Source organism: Nonomuraea solani (assembly GCF_900108335.1).
GTDB lineage: Bacteria > Actinomycetota > Actinomycetes > Streptosporangiales > Streptosporangiaceae > Nonomuraea > Nonomuraea solani.
The window spans coordinates 86,199-104,784 of the sequence record NZ_FNVT01000025.1 but is presented as its reverse complement, the minus strand read 5'-3'; the positions used below and the strand labels follow the sequence as shown (position 1 = coordinate 104,784).

General features: G+C 70.8%; 14 protein-coding genes. 8 read left to right on the top strand and 6 right to left on the bottom strand.

Features of this window, described 5'->3' with window-relative positions:
* Window position 1: 1 nt before the first annotated feature.
* The 4 genes from C4V41_RS51215 to C4V41_RS51200 are packed head-to-tail and all read right to left on the bottom strand — an operon-like array spanning window position 2 to window position 5,460.
* The gene (locus C4V41_RS51215; protein WP_235030901.1) at window positions 2-1,783 is read right to left on the bottom strand and encodes a glycoside hydrolase family 13 protein; all 1,782 of its coding nucleotides are present in this window, start codon (window positions 1,781-1,783) and stop codon (window positions 2-4) included.
* 5 nt (window positions 1,784-1,788) lie between these two features.
* On the bottom strand, window positions 1,789-2,592 hold the full coding sequence (locus C4V41_RS51210) for a sugar ABC transporter permease (protein ID WP_103963396.1): 804 nt from the start codon (window positions 2,590-2,592) through the stop codon (window positions 1,789-1,791).
* A gap of 32 nt (window positions 2,593-2,624) precedes the next feature.
* Window positions 2,625-4,193, bottom strand: a complete 1,569-nt coding sequence (locus C4V41_RS51205) for an ABC transporter permease subunit (RefSeq protein WP_103963356.1) — start codon at window positions 4,191-4,193, stop codon at window positions 2,625-2,627.
* A 4-nt stretch (window positions 4,194-4,197) separates the two neighbouring features.
* Complete coding sequence (locus C4V41_RS51200) at window positions 4,198-5,460, bottom strand: sugar ABC transporter substrate-binding protein (protein WP_103963355.1); 1,263 nt, start codon at window positions 5,458-5,460, stop codon at window positions 4,198-4,200.
* Between the two features lie 262 nt (window positions 5,461-5,722).
* Here C4V41_RS51200 and C4V41_RS51195 point away from each other — a divergent pair, with 262 nt between their 5' ends.
* The 3 genes from C4V41_RS51195 to C4V41_RS51185 all read left to right on the top strand — a co-directional run bounded on the left by C4V41_RS51195 (window position 5,723) and on the right by C4V41_RS51185 (window position 9,494).
* The gene (locus tag C4V41_RS51195; RefSeq protein WP_103963354.1) at window positions 5,723-7,216 is read left to right on the top strand and encodes a glycoside hydrolase family 13 protein; all 1,494 of its coding nucleotides are present in this window, start codon (window positions 5,723-5,725) and stop codon (window positions 7,214-7,216) included.
* A gap of 64 nt (window positions 7,217-7,280) precedes the next feature.
* On the top strand, window positions 7,281-8,627 hold the full coding sequence (locus C4V41_RS51190; RefSeq protein WP_103963353.1) for a HAMP domain-containing sensor histidine kinase: 1,347 nt from the start codon (window positions 7,281-7,283) through the stop codon (window positions 8,625-8,627).
* A 48-nt stretch (window positions 8,628-8,675) separates the two neighbouring features.
* Window positions 8,676-9,494, top strand: a complete 819-nt coding sequence (locus C4V41_RS51185; RefSeq protein WP_103963352.1) for an SAM-dependent methyltransferase — start codon at window positions 8,676-8,678, stop codon at window positions 9,492-9,494.
* On the opposite strand, the gene C4V41_RS51180 is transcribed toward C4V41_RS51185, so the two are convergent.
* Window positions 9,491-10,816, bottom strand: coding sequence for a cation:dicarboxylate symporter family transporter (locus tag C4V41_RS51180; RefSeq protein ID WP_103963351.1), 1,326 nt, complete (start codon window positions 10,814-10,816; stop codon window positions 9,491-9,493). The two genes, C4V41_RS51185 and C4V41_RS51180, sit on opposite strands and share 4 nt — an antisense overlap.
* 121 nt (window positions 10,817-10,937) lie before the next feature.
* Here C4V41_RS51180 and C4V41_RS51175 point away from each other — a divergent pair, with 121 nt between their 5' ends.
* The 5 genes from C4V41_RS51175 (at window position 10,938) to C4V41_RS51155 (ending at window position 17,448) form a co-directional block, all read left to right on the top strand.
* Entirely contained in the window at window positions 10,938-12,431 is a 1,494-nt protein-coding gene (locus tag C4V41_RS51175; RefSeq protein ID WP_103963350.1) for a sensor histidine kinase, read from the top strand.
* Complete coding sequence (locus tag C4V41_RS51170; RefSeq protein WP_103963349.1) at window positions 12,428-13,093, top strand: response regulator; 666 nt, start codon at window positions 12,428-12,430, stop codon at window positions 13,091-13,093. The genes C4V41_RS51175 and C4V41_RS51170 overlap by 4 nt, the downstream gene beginning before the upstream one ends.
* Window positions 13,094-13,164: 71 nt before the next feature.
* Complete coding sequence (locus C4V41_RS51165; RefSeq protein ID WP_103963348.1) at window positions 13,165-15,204, top strand: N-acetylneuraminate synthase family protein; 2,040 nt, start codon at window positions 13,165-13,167, stop codon at window positions 15,202-15,204.
* Between the two features lie 27 nt (window positions 15,205-15,231).
* Entirely contained in the window at window positions 15,232-16,212 is a 981-nt protein-coding gene (locus C4V41_RS51160) for a glycosyltransferase family 2 protein (RefSeq protein WP_103963347.1), read from the top strand.
* Entirely contained in the window at window positions 16,213-17,448 is a 1,236-nt protein-coding gene (locus tag C4V41_RS51155) for a polysialyltransferase family glycosyltransferase (RefSeq protein WP_103963346.1), read from the top strand.
* Here the strand turns inward: C4V41_RS51155 and C4V41_RS51150 are convergent.
* Complete coding sequence (locus C4V41_RS51150; protein ID WP_235030906.1) at window positions 17,432-18,586, bottom strand: DUF6716 putative glycosyltransferase; 1,155 nt, start codon at window positions 18,584-18,586, stop codon at window positions 17,432-17,434. The genes C4V41_RS51155 and C4V41_RS51150 overlap by 17 nt on opposite strands.

Here is an 18,586-nt window from a genome sequence, read left to right as displayed (position 1 = left end):
ATCAGCGTGTGAGGCGCCAGACACGGAACGAAGGTCCGTCACTCGGGATGACGTCGCCATCCTCGGCGTGGTATACGCCGGTGGCGTGCGTGCCGATGGCCAGCGGGGTGCCGGGCGCGCGGCGTGCGCACACGAGGATCGTCTCCTCGTACGTCTCGCGCGCGAACACCAGGCAGTCGGCGTCGGCGTGCAGCCAGCGCAGCCCGCCGTGGCGCAGCGCGGGCTCGGCCCGGCGCAGCCCGAGCAGTTCCCGGTAGCCGGCCAGCGTTTCGAGGTCCTGGTCGTGCGGCCGGTTCCAGGGCATGGGGGTGCGCGAGTGCTCGCCGTTCACGCCGGTCAGGCCGTACTCGCTGCCGGCGAAGACCATGGGCGTGCCCGGCAGCGTGGCCTGCAGGCCCAGGGCGAGCAGGTGGCGCTCGCGCGAGCCGGTGACGGTGCGCACGCGCGGCGAGTCGTGCGAGTCGAGCAACTGCCAGGAGTGTACGAGCGAGCGCCACGACATCCGCGACCCGAACGCCCTGAACGTGGCGAGCGTGGCCAGGCCGTCACGCTCGGGCACGCCCCCCGGAACGCCGAGAAAGTGCTCCAGCTCCAGGTCAGGCCCGCGCAGCCAGGCCCAGACGGGCCGGGTGAAGCCGCCGTAGTTCATGGTGCCGTGCCAGCCGTCGCGGTCGAGGTCGAGCGAGGCGTCGTGGTTGTGCTCGGCGATGAAGGCGGCGTCGGGGCCGAGCGCGCTCCGCAGCAGGGCGGCGACCTCGTGGTTGTGGTCGTCGCCCGCGCGCCTGGCGGTCATGTTGGCCACGTCCACGCGCCAGCCGTCGAGCGGGCCGAGCCACTTCTTCAGCACCGCCCGCATGCTGGAGCGCACGAGGTCGCTGCGCCAGTTGAGCTTGGGCAGCGTCTTGACGCCCCACCAGGACTCGTAGTCGCCGGTCTCGGGGTCGAAGTGGAACATTTCGCGTTCGACGGCGTTCACGTCGGAGACGGCGGCGGTGAACCATTCGTGCGTGTCGCCGCAGTGGTTGGTGGTGATGTCGCCGAGCAGCCGCATGCCGCGCCCGTGCAGCGCGTCCGACAGGCGGTGCAGGGCCGCGTCGCCGCCGAGCAGCGGGTCCACGTGCTCGAACGTCGAGGCGTTGTAGCGGTGGTTGGAGCGGGCGGGGAAGATCGGCGTCAGGTAGACGGTGTCGGCGCCGAGGCTCTGGATGTGGTCGAGCCGCCGCACGATGCCGTCGAGGTCGCCGCCGTAGAACTGGCGGGAGGTGCCGGGGCCGCCGGGGATGACCGGGTCGCGGTCCCAGTCGCGGGGCATGGCCCAGTCGGGCAGGTCGGGCATGGGCCCGGAGCGGTCGAAGCGGTCGGGGAAGATCTGGTAGACGATCGCGTCCGGCATCCACGACGGCGGCGCCTGGTGGCAGACCAGGCGGAAGTCGCTCGCGTCGGTGAGGTCGTGCGCGACGAGCCCGGCCGCGGTCAGCCACGCCTGGCCGCCGCCGGTGCGCAGCAGGAAGCGGTACGGGGTGACGGGGTTGACCGTGGTGATCTCGGCCCGCCACCAGGTGTCGGTGCCGCCGTACCCGCCCGCGTCCCGGCGCCCGGCGTCCACGGCCGCCTCGAAGTAGCGCGGCTCGCCGTCGTGCACGGCGCGCACGTGCACGCCCGTGACGCCGGCGGCCAGCGGCGCGCGCAGCCAGAGCGTCACCCGTGAGCCGAGCTCGGGCCGCTGGTCGGAGACGTACAGTGCCGAGCCGTCATGGTGCGGCTCCCCCAGGAAACGCGGCAATGCCCTCATCCCTTGACAGCTCCGGCGGTGAGGCCGGAGACGATGTACTTCTGCAACCAGAGGAACACACCCACCGTGGGAATGGCGGTGAGCAGCGTGGCCGCGGCGAACATGCCGAAGTTCGTGTTGCGGTTGTCGCCGGCGATCATGCCGTACATGCCGACGGCCAGGGTCTTGCTCTCGGGGTCGCGCAGGAACACGTTCGCCATGAGGAACTCGCTCATCGTGCCGATGAAGGCCAGCAGCGCGGTGACCGCGAGGATGGGTGTGACCAGCGGCATGATGACCCGCCAGAAGATCTGCGCGTGCGTGGCGCCGTCCATGGTGGCGGCCTCGTCCAGCTCCTTCGGCACGGTGTCGAGGAAGCCCTTCATCAGCCAGGTGTTCACGCCCAGCGCGCCGCCGAGGTAGAGCAGCAGCAGGCCCCACACGGTGTTGAACCCGAAGGCCGGGTAGAGCTCGGTCACCTCGGTGAAGATCATGAAGATCGTCACGATGGCCAGGAACTGCGGGAACATCTGGATGAGCAACAGCGCCAGCAGCCCGACGCGGCGGCCGGCGAAGCGCATGCGGCTGAAGGCGTACGCGGCGAACATCGACAGCAGCAGGCTCGCGAACGAGGCCGCCAGCGCGATGAACACCGAGTTGAAGAACCAGCGGCCGAACGGGTAGGTGTCGGAGGTCAGCAGGTTGACGAGGTTGCCCGCGCTCGCGCCCGACGGCAGCAGGTCCGTGGAGGCCAGCGTGCCCATCGGGTTGATCGCGGCGGAGACCACGAACAGGATCGGGAACAGCGCGAACGCGCACATGACGAGCACGAACGCGTGCCTGAGGGCGAGTTTCACGCGTAGACCTCCTCCTGCTTGCGGGTACGCCGGAACGCCACGGCCGAGATGAGCGCCACGATCGCGAAGATGAACACCGAGATGGCGGCCGCGAACCCGTACTGCGCGCCGCCCGCCCCGAAGGCCAGCCGGAACGTGTACGTGATGAGCAGGTCGGTGGCCCCCACCTGCGGGCTGTCCGCGGGGAACGGCCCGCCCTCGCTGGTGAGCGCGATGGCGTTGTAGTTGTTGAAGTTGAACGCGAACGACGAGATCAGCAGCGGCGTGAGCGCGACCAGCAGCAGCGGCAGCGTGACCCCGCGGAACGCCCGCCACGGCGTGGCCCCGTCGATGGCGGCGGCCTCGGTCAGCTCGCGCGGGATGGCCTGCAGCGCGCCGGTGGTGACGAGGAACATGTACGGGAAGCCCAGCCACAGGTTGACCAGGATGACGCCGAGCCGGGCGGTCGTGGGCTCGCCCATCCAGTCGATGTTGGCCCCGAGCAACTGGTTGATCAGGCCGAAGTCGCGGTTGAACATGTCGCGCCAGACCAGCAGCATGGCGAAGGACGGCATGGCGTACGGCAGGATCAGCGCGATCCGGTAGAACCGGGTGCCGCGCATGCGCGGATGGTGCAGCGCGAGCGCCACGCCCATGCCGAGGGCGAACGTGCCGAGCGCGGAGACCAGCGCGAAGACGAGGTTCCAGCCAAGCACTCCCACGAAATAACCCGAAATAGTGGGATTTGTCAGAACGCGGGTGAAGTTGTCGAACCCGACCGTCACCTGCCAGCCCTGCGCCAGGTGCTCGCCCTTGGTGTTGACGAAGTAGCCCTGGCCCTCGTCGGCCCGCCAGGTGCCGCCGTCGCCGCGCACGCAGTCGCACCCGGCGTCGTAGACCAGCGCCGCCTTGCCCTCGACCGCCCTGCTGAGCCCGTTCGCCTTGATCACGCCGTCGCCGGTGGGCACGGCCAGCGCGGCGATGGCCTGGCCGCGGGCGGCGGCCTCGGGGGCCTTGAGCACGGTCAGGCCGGGCGCCTGGAGCACCTTGCCGGTGACGCCGACCTGGGCGCCCGCCAGCGGTGACAGGCCGTCGGCGGTGCCCAGGCGTACCTGCTTGGTGGCCGGGTCGACCAGCAGGAACACCAGCTCGTCGCCGCGCAGCGCCACGGTCATGGCGTACTCGGGCGAGCCGGGCGCCTGCCGTACCGAGCCGGTCTCGATGGCGGTGATCGCGGCGGCCTTGTCACCGCGGTGCCCGTCGCCGAAGTTCGTGAACGCCGTGGTGACCGTGTAGACGACGGGGAACGCCTGGAAGGCGATCAGGAAGACGGTGCCGGGAACCAGATACTTGGCCGGGATGTAGCGCCGGGTCAGGTAGAGGCCGGCGACGGCCGCGCCGGCCGCGCACAGCAGGCCGAGCGCCACCCACGAGCCGGTGGCGACCAGCGGCGGCACGGCGTAGAGCAGGATCGCGGCCGTCACGGCGAGCACCGCGATCCTGCTCACCACGAACGCCGTGGTGACCTGCCGGCGGGGCCGCGCGGGCGTCTCGGCCCGCACGGCCTCTCGCACGTCGAGAGCCATGTCGTCAGTTCTTGAGCGAGCCGTCGATGGCCTTCTGCGCCGCCGCGGCGGCCTTGGCCGCGTCGCCACCCTTGACCACGGCGGTCTCCGCGATGCCGAACGGCTCCCAGATCGCGGCCATCTCGGGGATGGCGGGCATGGGCAGGCCGTCCTTGCCGGCGTCCATGAACTTGACCGCGTCGGGGTCGGCGGCCTGGACCTCCTGGAGCGCGGCGGTCAGCGCCGGGGGCCGGGGGTCGGCGTCGTACAGGGCCTTCGCGACGTCCTTGTTGGTCACGTAGTTGGCCACGAACTCCTGGGCCAGGGTCTTGCTCTTGCCCTTGGAGGCCACGAAGAAGGCCTGCACGCCGACGAACGGGGTGGCGGGCTTGCCGTCCTCGAACGCCGGGACGGCGGTGATGTCGTACGAGATGCCGCCCTTCTTGACCTCGCTGATGGCCCACGGGCCCGAGACGAGGTAGGCGCACTTGCCGCCGGCGAAGTTGACGATGTAGTTCTCGTTGGTCAGCGACGTCCGCAGGCCGCCATCGCCCTTCTCGCCCAGGTCCTTCAGCTTCTCGAACGCCTTGACCGACTCCGGCGAGCCGAGCAGCACCTGCTTGGGGTCGGGGTCGCCGCCGGCGGTGGTGCCGAACAGCGCGCCGCCGCCCGAGGCGAAGATCGGGTAGACGTGGAAGGCGTCGCCCTTCTGACCGACCGGCAGGCAGAGCACCTCCTTGACCTTGCCGTCCGCCTTGAGCTTCTTGCCCTTGGCGATCAGGTCCTCGATGCTGGCGGGCGCGTCGGGGGCGAGCTTGGTGTTGCGGATCAGCGCGATGTTCTCCATCGCGTACGGGGCCCCGTAGATCTGGCCGTTGAACGTCACGGCCTGGATCGCCTTCTCGGAGAAGGCCGCCTTCTGCGCGTCGGTCAGCGTGACCGGGTCGATGGCGCCGTTCTGCACCAGGTTGCCGATCCAGTCGTGGGCGCCGACCATGATGTCCGGGCCGCTGCCCTGCTGGGAGGCGGTGAGGAAGGTCTGCTGGTTGTCCTTGCTGATCTCCTTCACCTCGACCGTCACGCCGTTCTCCTTGCCGAACTCGTCGGCGAAGGGCTTGAGCGGCTTGACCCGGCTGGGGTCGGCCCAGATGACGAGGCTGCCACCTGCGGCGGAGGCGGCGGCTGACGCGCTGGGCGCCGCCGGAGCGGCCGACGGGGATTGCCCGCAGGCCGTCGCGGCGAACGACAGGGACGCGAGAGCGGCCACACCGAGAGCCCGCATGCGCATGGGAACTCCTGAGGTCAGGGAGGAACAGGGGGAACGTTTCCGGGACGTTAGCGGCTCTTTGCAAGAATTGGAAGAACTTGCGAAAGAGCGTTACCCGATTCTCATTCCGTCCCGCCCTGTCTGACCTCGCCACTAGCACTGCACAGCAGCCAGAGGGCGGGATTGCAACTTTCCGCAACTTGCGCTTGACCATGGTCGGCGATCGCGACATCCTTCACCAGGACCACACCCGACATCTCGGGGCATCCGGGGAAGGACAACCATGCTCGGCAACGACGACTGGTGGCGTGACGCCGTCGTGTACCAGGTTTACCCGCGCAGCTTCGCCGACGCGAACGGCGACGGCATGGGAGACCTCGAAGGTGTGCGCGGCCGCCTCGACTACCTGGCCGGCCTGGGCGTGGACGCCATCTGGCTGAGCCCGTTCTACACCTCCCCCATGGCCGACGGCGGCTACGACGTGGCCGACTACCGGGACGTCGACCCCATGTTCGGCACCCTGGCCGACTTCGACGCGCTGATCGCCGACGCCCACGCCAAGGGCATCAGGGTCATCGTGGACGTGGTGCCGAACCACTCCTCCGACGAGCACCCCTGGTTCAAGGCCGGGCTGCGCGACCGCTACATCTTCCGCGACCGGCCGAACGACTGGGAGTCGATCTTCGGCGGCCCGGCGTGGACGCAGGTCGAGGACGGGCAGTGGTACCTGCACCTGTTCGCGCCCGAGCAGCCGGACCTCAACTGGGACAACCCGGACGTGCGCGCCGAGTTCCGCGACATCCTGCGCTTCTGGCTCGACCGGGGCGTGGACGGCTTCCGCATCGACGTGGCGCACGGCATGATCAAGGCCGACGGCCTGCCCGACGTGGGGCAGAAGGACGGCCCGCAGGCCGAGATGCTCGGCGACGAGCAGGTCCCGTACTTCGACCAGGACGGCGTGCACGACATCTACCGCGAGTGGCGGCCGATCCTCGACTCCTACCCGGGCGGGCGGATGGCGGTGGCCGAGGCGTGGGTGTCCTCGCCGGAGCGGCTGGCCCGCTACGTCGGCCCGGACGAGCTGCACCAGGCGTTCAACTTCGACTTCATGCTGGCCGACTTCCACGCCAAGTCCTTCCGTACCGTCATCGAGAAGGCGCTGAAGGAGGCCGAGCTGGTGGGCGCGCCCACCACGTGGGTGCTGTCCAACCACGACAAACCCCGCCACGTCACCCGGCACGGCGGCCTGGCCCGCGCCCGCGCGGCCACGCTGCTCATGCTGGCCCTGCCCGGCTCCGCCTACCTCTACAACGGCGAGGAGCTGGGCCTGCCCGAGGTGCTCGACCTGCCCGACGAGCTGCGCCAGGACCCGGCGTTCCTGCGCAGGGGCGACAGCCGCGACGGCTGCCGGGTGCCGATCCCGTGGACCTCGGACGAGGACATGGGCTGGCGCGACCCGTGGCTGCCGATCCCGGCCGGGTGGGCGGCGCTGTCGGCCGAGGCCCAGGAGGACGACCCCGCGTCCACGCTGAACCTCTACCGGGCCGCGCTGCGGCTGCGCAAGGAGCACCCCGCGCTCGGCGGCGGCACGCTGACCTGGCTGGACTCCCCCAAGGACGTGCTGGTCATCGAGCGCGACCCCGGGCTGGTCGTCGTGCTCAACACGGGCGAGGAGCCGGTACGGCTGGAGGGAGCGGGCGAGGTGCTGCTGTCCAGCGGCCCGGTGCCCGGCGACGGCACGATCCCGCCGGACACCACGGTCTGGCTGCGCCGCTGACGATTGGGGGAATCTTTCCCTTAACCCGATAAATCAAGGCGATCACGCTCGGTAACCTCAGGGGGTGGCACCCTGGTGGGCCAGATCCCTGCGCGGACGCGTCACCTTCATCGCGACGGCCGTAGCCGCCCTCGTGCTCATTCCCGTGGGCATCGCCGGGGTCACCACGTCGCGGGCCCTGATCACCGCCAGCGTGTTCGCCGCCACCAGGAACACGGCCGAGCGGATCGCGTACGAGATGCGCGGTGGCACCCTGCCCACGGGTGCCACCCTCCCGGTGCCGGACCCGTCGGTGGACCTGATCCAGATCGTCGGCCCCGACGGCCGGATCCTGGCCGCCAGCGACGCCGCCAGGAACCTGCCACCGCTGTCCGAGGTGCGCCCCACGACCGGCAACCAGGTCGTCAGCACCATGAACTGCCTGCCGACCGAGTGCGTGTACCTGTCGGCGGTCAAGGTCAGCATGGGCGCCGACTCCCCCATCGTCTACGCGGGCAGCGGCGCGCCCAGTGTGCTGGCCACCAGGACCCTGGACATCGTGGTGTTCGCGGAGGTCGCCCTGCTCATCGCGCTGGCCGCGTGGGCGACGTGGTGGATCACCGGCCGGGCGCTGCGGCCGGTGGCGACCATGCGGACGGAGCTGGACGCCGTGCACGCCGGCGACCTGAGCCACCGGGTGACGCAACCACCGGGCGACGACGAGGTGGTCCACCTCGCCCAGTCGATCAACAGCACGCTGGCCCGCCTGGAGCGCTCCGCCGAGCAGCAGCGCCAGTTCGCCTCCGACGCCTCGCACGAGCTGCGCACCCCGATCGCCGGGCTGCGCGCCCAGCTCGAAAGCGCCCAGCTCTACCCGGACGACACCGACGTACGGGCGCTGGTGGACAGCGCGCTGCGCGACACCGACCGGCTGGAGGCCATCATCACGGACCTGCTGCTGCTGGCCAGGATCGGCTCCCGGGTGGACGTGGTCAGGGAGCGGATCGACCTGGCCGGGCTCGTCCGCCAGGAGCTGGCCGTGCGCAACGACAAGCTGCCCGTACGGGTCGATCTGACCACGGGGGTGACGGTCGAGGGCGTACGACTGCAACTGGCCAGGGTGCTGACGAACCTGCTGGACAACGCCCAGCGGCACGCCGAGAGCCGCGTCCGCGTCACCGTGGACCTGGAGGACGACGGCGGCACGGCCGTGCTGGCGGTCGAGAACGACGGCATGGAGATCGCCGAGGCCGACCGCGAGCGCATCTTCGAGCGCTTCACCCGCCTGGACGCCGCCCGCAGCCGCGACGCCGGCGGCACGGGGCTGGGCCTGGCCATCGCGCGGGACGTGGCGATGGCGCACCGCGGCCAGATCTGCGTGGAGGACTACGAGGGCGGCGCGCGGTTCGTTCTGCGACTTCCAGCCGTTTAATCCCGTTTTTATGGATTTCAGACGCGGCCGTCGTGGATCATGGTCTCTATGACGGAATATGTGCCGCAGGGCGTTGATCCCCACATTCCCAACGCGGCGCGAATGTACGACTACTTCCTCGGCGGCAAGGACAACTTCAAGTCCGACCGGGATCTGGGTGACATGGTGCTGAGCGTGATGCCCGAAGTCCGGGAGGGCACGAGGGAGAACCGGGCACTGATCGGCCGCGTGGTGCGCTACCTGTGCGAACAGGGCGTCACGCAGTTCCTGGACCTGGGCTCGGGCCTGCCGGCCCAGGAGAACGTGCACGAGGTGGCGCTGCGCCAGGCCCCTGAGGCCCGTGTGGTCTATGTGGACAACGACCCGGTGGTGGCCACGCACGGCCGGGCGCTGCTGGCCGACCCGGACCGGGTGGCCATGGTGCTGGGGGACGCCCGCCGGCCGGCGGAGATCTTGGCGAATCCGGAGGTGCGCGGGCTGCTGGACTTCGACCGGCCGATCGCGGTGCTGATGATGTTCACCCTGCACCTCATCTCCGACAACGACGATCCGCAGGGTTTCGTGGCCGCCTACCGCGACGCGCTCGCGCCGGGCAGCTACCTGGCGATCTCGCACGTGACCAACGACGTGGCCACCGAGCGGGCGGCCCAGGTCAGTGAGTTCTACAAGAAGGCCAACGCGGCGTTCACACCGCGGCCCGGCAAGGAGATCGCCGCCTTCTTCGGCGACTTCGAGCTCATCCCGCCGGGCCTGGCCACCGGCCTGCCACCGCACCAGGTCTGGCCGTTCGCCGACCCCGTCAACCCGGTCTTCGTGCACGAAGAGCTCGCCAACATGGCGTACGCGGGCATCGGCCGCAAACCCTAGGCGGGCGACATCTCCTTCGCCGGCTCGCGTGGCTCCTCGTCCTCGTCGTCGAGCAGCGTCGCCTCGTCGAACGGCGCCTGCCCGGCCAGCACCAGGTTGGCGCGGTCGCGGTCGAACTCGCCGGTCCAGGTGCCGACGAGGACGGTGGCCACGGCGTTGCCGGCGAAGTTGGTCAGCGCGCGAGCCTCGGACATGAAGCGGTCGATGCCCACGATGAGGCCGACGCCGTCGACCAGCTCGGGCCGGTGCGCCTGCAGGCCACCGGCCAGCGTGGCCAGACCGGCTCCGGTCACGCCCGCCGCGCCCTTGGACGCGATCATCATGAACAGCAGCAGCGAGAGCTGCTCGCCGAACTCCAGCGGCGACCCGGTGGCCGTGGCGATGAACAGCGTGGCCATGGTCAGGTAGATCGCGGTGCCGTCGAGGTTGAAGGAGTAGCCGGTCGGCACCGTGATGCCGGCGACGGTCTTGCTCACGCCCAGGTGCTCCATCTTGGCGATGAGCCGGGGCAGGGCCGTCTCGGAGGACGAGGTGGACAGGATGAGCAGGAACTCGCGGCCCAGGTAGCGCAGCAGGGACCACAGGTTGATCCGGGTGACCAGCCACAGGATGGTGCCCAGCACCACACCGACGAACAGCACGCAGGTGGTGTAGAAGGCGATCATGATGATGGCCAGGCTCTTGAGCGCCTCCAGGCCGGTCGCGCCGACGACGGCGGCGATCGCCCCGAACGCGCCCACCGGCGCGGCCCACATGATCATGGCGAGGATGCGGAACACGAGCCGCTGCAGGTGCTCCACGCCGCGCAGGATCGGCGCGCCCTTGGCGCCCATGGCCTGCAGCGCGAAGCCGACCAGCAGCGCCACGAGCAGCGCCTGCAGGACCGAACCCTCGGTGAGCGCGGAGAGCAGCGTCTCGGGGATGATGCCGAGCAGGAAGTCGACCGTGCTGGCCGACTCGCCCTTGGCCGCCTCGGCCACCGCGGTCTGCCGGGCGGCGTCGGTGAGCTGCAGGCCCGAGCCCGGGTCGATGAAGTTGCCCACGATCAGGCCGATGATCAGGGCGACCGTGGACATGGCGATGAAGTATCCAAGCGCCAGGCCGCCCACCTTGCCGACCTTGGCGGCCTGCCGGACCGAGCCGACGCCGAGCACGATCGTACAGAAGATGATCGGGCCGATCACCATGCCGATCAGCGACACGAAGCCGGTGCCGAGGGGCTTGAGCCCCTTGCCGACCTCCGGCCAGATGAATCCGACCAGAATGCCGAGCAGGACGGCCGCGATGACGGCCAGGTACAGATAACGAGTTCGATCGCGCATAGGGGGGTTCTCCGGCGGTTTTGGAGGGACCTTTGGTTGTGCGACTATGCGCCTCACCAGTGATGCAGGTCACTATTGAGTAAGTTTCGTTCACGAGAAATGTCGTTCGGGAGGTGATCGCATGCGGCGCTGGAGCCTGGCCGGGCAGATGCTGGTCCTGCAGTTGCTCGTGGTCGCCGTCACGGTCTCCGGCGGGGCGGCGCTCGCGCTGGTGCAGGCCCGTGAGCTGCTCACCGAGGAGGCGCGCCGCACGGCCACGGCCGTCGCGGTGAGCGTGGCGGTCTCCCCCGACGTGCTCGACGCGCTCGACGACGCGAACCCGAGCGCGCGGCTGCAGCCGTACGCCGAACGGGTGCGCCTGGCGACGGGAGTCGACTTCATCACCATCATGAAGCCGGACGGCACCCGCTACACCCACCCCAACCCGGCCGAGATCGGCAAGCCGTTCCGCGGGCACACCGAGCGGGCGCTGCGGGGTGAGACGTTCACCGAGACCTACACCGGCACGCTGGGCCCGTCCGAGCGGGCGGTGACGCCGGTCATGGCGGGCGGCCGGGTGCGGGCGCTGGTCAGCTCCGGCATCACCATCGACAGGATCAGCGCCCGGCTGCGCGACCAGTACACCTGGGGCGCCCTGCTCGTGGCGGTCGCGCTCGCGCTGGGCGCGGCCGGGACGTGGCTGGTGACCGCGCGGCTGCGCCGCCAGACGCACGGGCTCGGGCCGGTCGAGCTGGGCCGCATCCACGAGCACCACGACGCCGTCCTGCACGCGGTCAGGGAGGGCCTGCTGCTGGTCGGCAGGGACGGCACGCTGACGCTGTGCAACGACGCGGCCCGGCTGCTGCTCGGCCTGCCCGCCGACGCCGAGGGCCGGCACGTGGGCGAGCTGGGGCTGGCCGACGTGCTGGCGGACGACGACGAGCGGATCCACCTGGTCGGCGACCGGGTGCTCGCGGTCAACAGCGCGGCCAGCAGGCTCGGCACGGTCGTCACCGTACGCGACCACACCGAGTTGCAGGCGCTGACCGGCCAGCTCGACGCCGAGCGCGGCTTCGCCGACTCGCTGCGCTCGGCCGCGCACGAGGCCGCCAACCGGCTGCACACGGTCATCACGCTGGTGGAGCTGGGCCGTACCGAACAGGCGGTGGCCCTGGGCACGGCGGAGCTGCGGGCCGCGCAGGAGCTGACCGACCGGGTGATGGGCGCGGTGCGCGAGCCGGTGCTGGCGGCGCTGCTGCTGGGCAAGAGCGCCGAGGCGGCCGAGCGCGGCGGCGAGCTGGTGATCAGCCAGGACAGCGAGCTGGACGACCTGGGCCTCGACCCGCGCGAGCTGGTCACGATCGTGGGCAACCTGATCGACAACGCGATCGACGCGGCGACGCGGGTGGAGGTGCATCTCAGCAATGACGAGGGCGGCGTGCTGATCAGGGTCGCAGACGACGGGCCAGGGCTGACCGACCCGGCGGCGTTCGGGAAGGGCTGGACGACCAAGGGCGACGGGCACGGGCTGGGGCTGGCGCTGGTGGGGCAGGCGGTGCGGCGGCTGGGCGGCAGCATCGAGGTGAGCGGCTCCACGTTCACGGTCCGGCTGCCGGTTCCGGAGCGCGCCCGATGATCTCCGTACTGGTGGTCGAGGACGAGGAGATCACCGCCGAGGCCAACCGCATCTACGTCGAGCGGGTGCCGGGTTTCGAGGTGGCCGGGGTGGTCAGGTCCGGCGGGGACGCGCTGCGGTTCCTGCGCCGGCGGCCCGTGGACCTCATCCTGCTCGACCTCTACCTGCCCGACATGCACGGCCTTGAGGTGTGCCGGGCGGTGCGCGCGGGCGGCCTGATGTGCGACATCATCGCCGTCACCTCCGCGCGTGACCTGGCCATGGTGCGGTCGGCGGTCTCGCTCGGGATCTCCCAATACCTGCTCAAACCGTTCACGTACGCGACACTCGCCGAAAAGCTCACGCGTTACGCCCGGTTCAAGGAGGAGGCGGGACTGGCGGTCGGCCAGGGCGACGTGGACCGCGTGCTCGGCACCCTGCGGGGCAGCTCGGACCTGCCCAAAGGCATGGCCAAGGACACCCTCGACAGCGTGGCCGCGCAGTTGCGCGCGCACCCGGAGGGGATGGCCGCGCAGGGTGTGGCCGACGAGATCGGAGTGTCCAGGGTGACGGCGCGCCGCTACCTGGAATACCTGGTCGAACGGGGTACGGCGGTGCGCATCCCGCAGTACGGCGGAGTGGGCCGGCCAGAGTTGCTCTACCGGATCCCCATGGAAAGTTAATAAGGGTGACGCTGGCCGTTCAATCCGGCCCTTTAGCTTCTGGGTGCAATCCGATGCACTGAGGAGAAACCTTGCGAGTCCTGGCCGTAGTTCCCGCCCGCGGAGGTTCGGCGGGCGTACCCCTGAAGAACCTGGCCCCGGTCGGGGGCGTCCCGCTGGTCACCAGGGCGGTGCGCGCGTGCCTGCGCGCCGAGCTCGTGGACCAGGTCGTGGTCAGCACCGACCACGACGGGATCGCCGAGACCGCCAGGCAGGCGGGCGCGACCGTGGTGGAGCGTCCCGCGGAGCTGAGCGGCGCCACCGCCTCCAGCGAGTCCGCCGTCCTGCACGCGCTGGACACGCTCGACGAGGACCCCGAGGTCGTCGTGCTCGTGCAGTGCACCAGCGCGTTCATCGACCCCGAGAACCTGTCGGCGGCGGTGCGCAAGGTGCTCGACGGCGAGGCCGACTCGGTCGTGTCCGGCCTGCTGACGCACGAGTTCCTCTGGACCGCCGCGGGCACCGGCGTCAACCACGACCCGGCCGTCCGCCAGCGCCGGCAGGACCGCGAGCCGGAGTTCCGCGAGAACGGCGCCTTCTACGTCATGCGCACCGCCGGCCTGCGCGAGCACGGTCACCGCTTCTTCGGCGAGGTCGCCGTGCAGCCGGTGCCGCCGCAGCACGCCATTGAGATCGACAACCCGGAGGACCTGGAGCTCGTGCGAGCGCTCGCCCCGTTCATCGACACGCCTGAGCCGATCGACGTGGACTGCGTCATCACCGACTTCGACGGCGTGCACACCGACGACCGCGCCTACGTCGACTCCGACGGCCGCGAGATGGTGCTGGTCAGCCGCTCCGACGGGATGGGCGTCGCGCTGCTGAAGCGCTCCGGGGTGAAGGTGCTGGTCATGTCCACCGAGCACAACCCGGTGGTGGCCGCCCGCGCCCGCAAGCTCGGCGTGCCCGTGCTGCAGGGCCTGGCCGAGAAGCGCACCGTGCTGCGCGACTGGCTGACCATCGAGGGCCTCGACCCCGCCCGCGTCGCCTACGTCGGCAACGACGTCAACGACCTGGGCCCGATGGCCGAGGTCGGCTGGCCCATCGCCACGCCCGACGCGCACCCGCGCGTGCGCGCCGCCGCCCGCGTGGTGCTGACCAAGGCCGGCGGGTCCGGCGCGGTCCGTGAGCTGTGCGACCGCGTCGTCGCCGCCCGGCCCGAGCCGGTGGCGGTCGCCGAGGTGCGCGAGCAGCCCCGTCTCGGCCCCGTGGCCATCGGCGACGTGCTGGTCGGCGACGGCGAGCCCGTCTACGTCATCGGCGAGATCGGCATCAACCACAACGGCGACCTCGACCTGGCCAGGCAGCTCATCGACGTGGCGGCCGAGGCCGGCTGCCAGGCGGTCAAGTTCCAGAAGCGCACTCCCGCGATCTGCGTGCCCGAGGAGCAGAAGAGCCAGATCAGGCAGACGCCGTGGGGCGAGATGACGTACCTGGAGTACAAGGAGCGGACCGAGTTCGGCCGGGACGAGTACCGCCAGATCGCGAAATATTGCGATGAGCGCGGACTGCACTGGTTCGCCTCGCCGTGGGACGTGCCCTCCGTGGACTTCCTCGAGGAGATGGAGGTCCTGGTGCACAAGGTGGCCTCCGCCAGCGTCGCCGACCACGAGCTGCTGCGCGCCCTGGCCGCCACCCGCAAGCCGATCATCCTGTCGACCGGGATGTCCACGCTGTCGGAGATCGACCGGGCCGTCGAGATCCTCGGCACCGACCGGCTGATCATGATGCACGCGACGTCGACGTACCCGCTGCCTCCCGAGGAGGCGAACCTGCGCACGATCACCACGCTCAAGGAGCGCTACGGCGTCCCCGTCGGCTACTCCGGCCACGAGCGCGGCCTGCAGATCTCGCTGGCCGCCGTCACGCTCGGCGCGGTCTGCGTGGAGCGGCACATCACCCTCGACCGGACCATGTGGGGCTCCGACCACGCCGCCTCGCTGGAGCCGTCCGGCCTCGAGCACCTCGTCCGTGACATCCGCATCATCGAGCAGGCCATGGGCGACGGCGTCAAGCGCGTCTTCCCCGGCGAGGAGGCCCCCAAGGCCCGCCTGCGCCGGGCGACCGTCTGACCGACCGTTACCCAGGAGAAACTCACATTGATCACTCTCTCGGTCGTCGTGCCGATCCGCGATGGCGAGCGCTTCATCGCCGACGCGCTCACCTCGCTCGGCCGCAACGCGCGGCACGACTTCGAGTTCATCGTCGTGAACGACGGGTCCGTGGACGCCACGGGGGACATCATCGAGGACTTCGTCCACGATCTCCCCGGGCTGACCGTGCTCCGCAACCCCACTCCGGTGGGGCTCGCGGACGCGCGCAACACGGGCCTGTCGGCCGCGACCGGCCGGTACGTCACCTTCATGGACGGTGACGACTGGCTCGCCCCCGGTTACCTGGCACGGCTCGTCGACGCGATCGACGGGCTCGGCTGCGACTTCGTGCGCGCCGACCACGTCCAGGTCGAGGGCCGCAAGCGGGTCGTGCACCGCGCCCCGTCGGCGCGGCGTGGCGCGGTGCTCGACCCCCGCGACGCCATCCTGCCCGCGGGCATGCGGACCATGGTCGACTATCCGTACGCCTGGGCCGGCATCTACCGGCGCTCCCTGCGCGACCTGCTGCACTTCCCCGGCTCCCTGCACACCGCGGAGGACCGGCCGTGGATCTGGCGGCTGCACCGGGAGGCCGCCACGTTCGCGGTGGTGTCGCTGGCCGGGGTGTTCTACCGGCGGATGGTGTCCGGGTCGCTGACGCAGGTGGGCGACGAGCGTCAGTTGCACTTCTTCGACGCGTTCGACCTGGTCTTCAAGGATCTCGAACCGGAGTTCCTGCCGAAGGCCGTGCGCAACTTCTGCGCGCTGCTGGCCCACCACCTGGAGATCGGCGAGCGCTTCACGCCGGAGCTGCGCGCCCGCTTCCGTGAGCGGGGCGCGCAGATGGTGCGCGCGCTGCCGCCGGAGCTGGTGGCCGAGTCGGTGGCGCGCATGTCCGTCGAACGCGAGGCCACGCTGCGGGCCCTGGTGCCCGACCTGCCCCCCAGTCCGCACGTCCGGGTCCGCCGTGACCGTGAGGAGACATAGATGAAGGTCTTCTACGCCTCGACGCTGTTCGGCGCGATGTCCCTGGCGGCCGCCATCGACGACGGCCGCTTCGGTGACGGCCGCCGGGTCCTCATCGTGTCGAACAACGCGGCCATCCCCGAGGTGGCGATGCCGCTGGACAAGACGCCCGGCTTCGCGGTGCTGCGCTCCCGTTTCGACGAGGTGCACTCCTGGAACGACCTCGTCGCGCCGCTGCACCCGTCGGACTGGCGGGCGCGGGTCATCGAGGTGCCGATGATGGAGCGCCTCATCCGCTCCCACTGGGGGCTGGACGGCGTCGACGAGCTGGTGCTGGAGTCGATCGCGGTGCCGCCCGCGCGGACGATCGCCGGGCTCGTGCGCGACTGCCCGATCACGGTCTATTCCGACGGGCTGATGAGCTACGGCCCGACCCGAGACCCGCTGCCCGCCGAGATCTTCCGCCGCATCACCCGGCTGATCCACCTGGACCTGGTGCCGGGCCTGACGCCACTGCTGCTCAGCGAGTACGGCGTCCCGCCCGAGATCCTGCCGGACGAGCGGTTCCTGTCGATCGTGCACGAGGTCACCGCCACCGCCCCCGACACGCTGCCCGGGCAGGCGATCATCCTCGGCCAGTACCTGTCGGCGCTGGAGATCGTCACGCCTGAGGAGGAGGCCGGGCTGCACGAGAGCATGCTGAAGGCCCTGGTCGCGCGCGGGCACACCAGCGTCGTCTTCAAGCCGCACCCGGCGGCCGGGCGGCGGCACGCGCAGCTCCTGCGGGCCGCGGCCGGGCCGTTAGGGGTGAAGCTGGCGGTGGCCGGGGAGAGCGTGCCGGCCGAGGTGTGCTTCGCTGCGCTGCGGCCCGAGCTGGTCGTGGGGTGCTTCTCGACGGGGCTGGTGACGGCGCGGCGCTATTTCGGGCTGCCGGTGGCCTCGTACGGCACGGATCTCGTGCTCGAACGGCTGGCCCCGTACGAGAACAGCAACCGGATCCCGGTCACCATCGTGGACGCCCTGCTGCCCCGGATCTCGTCCGACGGCCGGATCGGCGAGCCGCCGGAGGCGGATCTGCCCGAGCTGGTGCGGGAGGTGGGCTACTGCATGCAGCCGGACACCTACCCGGACCTGCGGCCGGCGAGCATCGAGTTCGACCCGCGCTACTTCAAGCGCAAGCGCCTGGAGACGCTGGGCTTCGCCGACAAGCCCAGCGCGTTCACCAGGATCCGCAGGAAGATCAGGTCAGCGATCTGAGGTAGCGGCGCATGCGGCGCTTGGCCCGGTAGCCCACCCGCAACATCTTGGGCGGCACCTCGACCCTGAGCCGGGCCCTGCGCCGCCCCGCCGCGTGCTCCGGCCCGTCCAGCAACGACTGGGCGGGCTTTCGCGTCCCGTCGTTCACCAGCCCGGCCAGCAGCCCAGCCCAGTCGTCGCGCTCGGCCGGGTGGAAGTAGTTGGCCGCGCACCACGCCTTCGACGCGGTGCGGAACTCGCCGTCCGCCAGCTCCTCCAGCGTGCCGAGCAGGTCGCTGCCCTCGAACACCAGGTTGATCATCTCGGCGCTGACGCCGAAGTCGCGCAGCACCAGTGAGGGCACGTCCATGGCGATCGCCTCCAGCGCCGCCGTCGAGCTCACCGTGACGAACCCGGCCGCCCGCGTGAGCTGGTCGTGCATCGAACCGGCCGCGAACGCCAGCCGGCCCGGCTCGCCCATCTCCCGCCACAGCCGCTGGTAGTGGTGACGCTCGTTGTGCGTCTGCCGCTCGTCCTCCAGCGCCCGCAGCTTGACGACCACGTCGAGGTCGGGACGGCGGGCGGCCAGCTCGGCCAGCGACAGCAGGACGCGCTCGCGCTCCTCCCGCTCGCGCGGCACCTTGGCCTGCGTGGCGAACACCACCCGGTTGCCGCCCTGGGCGAGGCTCTCGGGCCGCAGGAACGGCAGCCTGGCCAGGCCCACCGCCCCTCCCCCGCCGAGCCGGCCGGCGATCTGGGCGAACTCGGCCGCCTCGCGCTCGCTGTGCACGACGAACAGGTCGCAGCCGCTGCGGAAGATCCACGCCTTCTCGGTGGCCGGCACCGAGATGCCCGGCAGCCCGCTGACGAACACCGGCCGCGGCTGCAGCCCGTCGAGCACCTCGGCCACCAGGACATCCACCACGGGGCCCGTACAGGCGACGAGGATCACGTCGGGCCGCGTCCGCTCGGCGAGCCGCCGCAACGAGCGCGCGGACAGCACCGGCGGCGCCTCCCGTTCGCCCACCGCGGCGGCGATCTGCTCGGGTGAGGGCGCGATCGGCGTGCGCACCACGACGAGCTCCGCCCCTCCGGGCAGATCGCCGAGCAGGCATGCCGCCCATTTCAGATACGAGTCGGAGTCGGCGATCGCCAACAC

What these genes read in the sequence shown, in the direction of transcription:
- C4V41_RS51205 (WP_103963356.1), bottom strand. Translation starts at nt 4,193, where the DNA reads ATGGCTCTCGACGTGCGAGAGGCCGTGCGGGCCGAGACGCCCGCGCGG.
- C4V41_RS51175 (WP_103963350.1), top strand. Translation starts at nt 10,938, where the DNA reads ATGCGGCGCTGGAGCCTGGCCGGGCAGATGCTGGTCCTGCAGTTGCTC.
- C4V41_RS51200 (WP_103963355.1), bottom strand. Translation starts at nt 5,460, where the DNA reads ATGCGCATGCGGGCTCTCGGTGTGGCCGCTCTCGCGTCCCTGTCGTTC.
- C4V41_RS51170 (WP_103963349.1), top strand. Translation starts at nt 12,428, where the DNA reads ATGATCTCCGTACTGGTGGTCGAGGACGAGGAGATCACCGCCGAGGCC.
- C4V41_RS51180 (WP_103963351.1), bottom strand. Translation starts at nt 10,816, where the DNA reads ATGCGCGATCGAACTCGTTATCTGTACCTGGCCGTCATCGCGGCCGTC.
- C4V41_RS51210 (WP_103963396.1), bottom strand. Translation starts at nt 2,592, where the DNA reads ATGTGCGCGTTCGCGCTGTTCCCGATCCTGTTCGTGGTCTCCGCCGCG.
- C4V41_RS51195 (WP_103963354.1), top strand. Translation starts at nt 5,723, where the DNA reads ATGCTCGGCAACGACGACTGGTGGCGTGACGCCGTCGTGTACCAGGTT.
- C4V41_RS51185 (WP_103963352.1), top strand. Translation starts at nt 8,676, where the DNA reads ATGACGGAATATGTGCCGCAGGGCGTTGATCCCCACATTCCCAACGCG.
- C4V41_RS51155 (WP_103963346.1), top strand. Translation starts at nt 16,213, where the DNA reads ATGAAGGTCTTCTACGCCTCGACGCTGTTCGGCGCGATGTCCCTGGCG.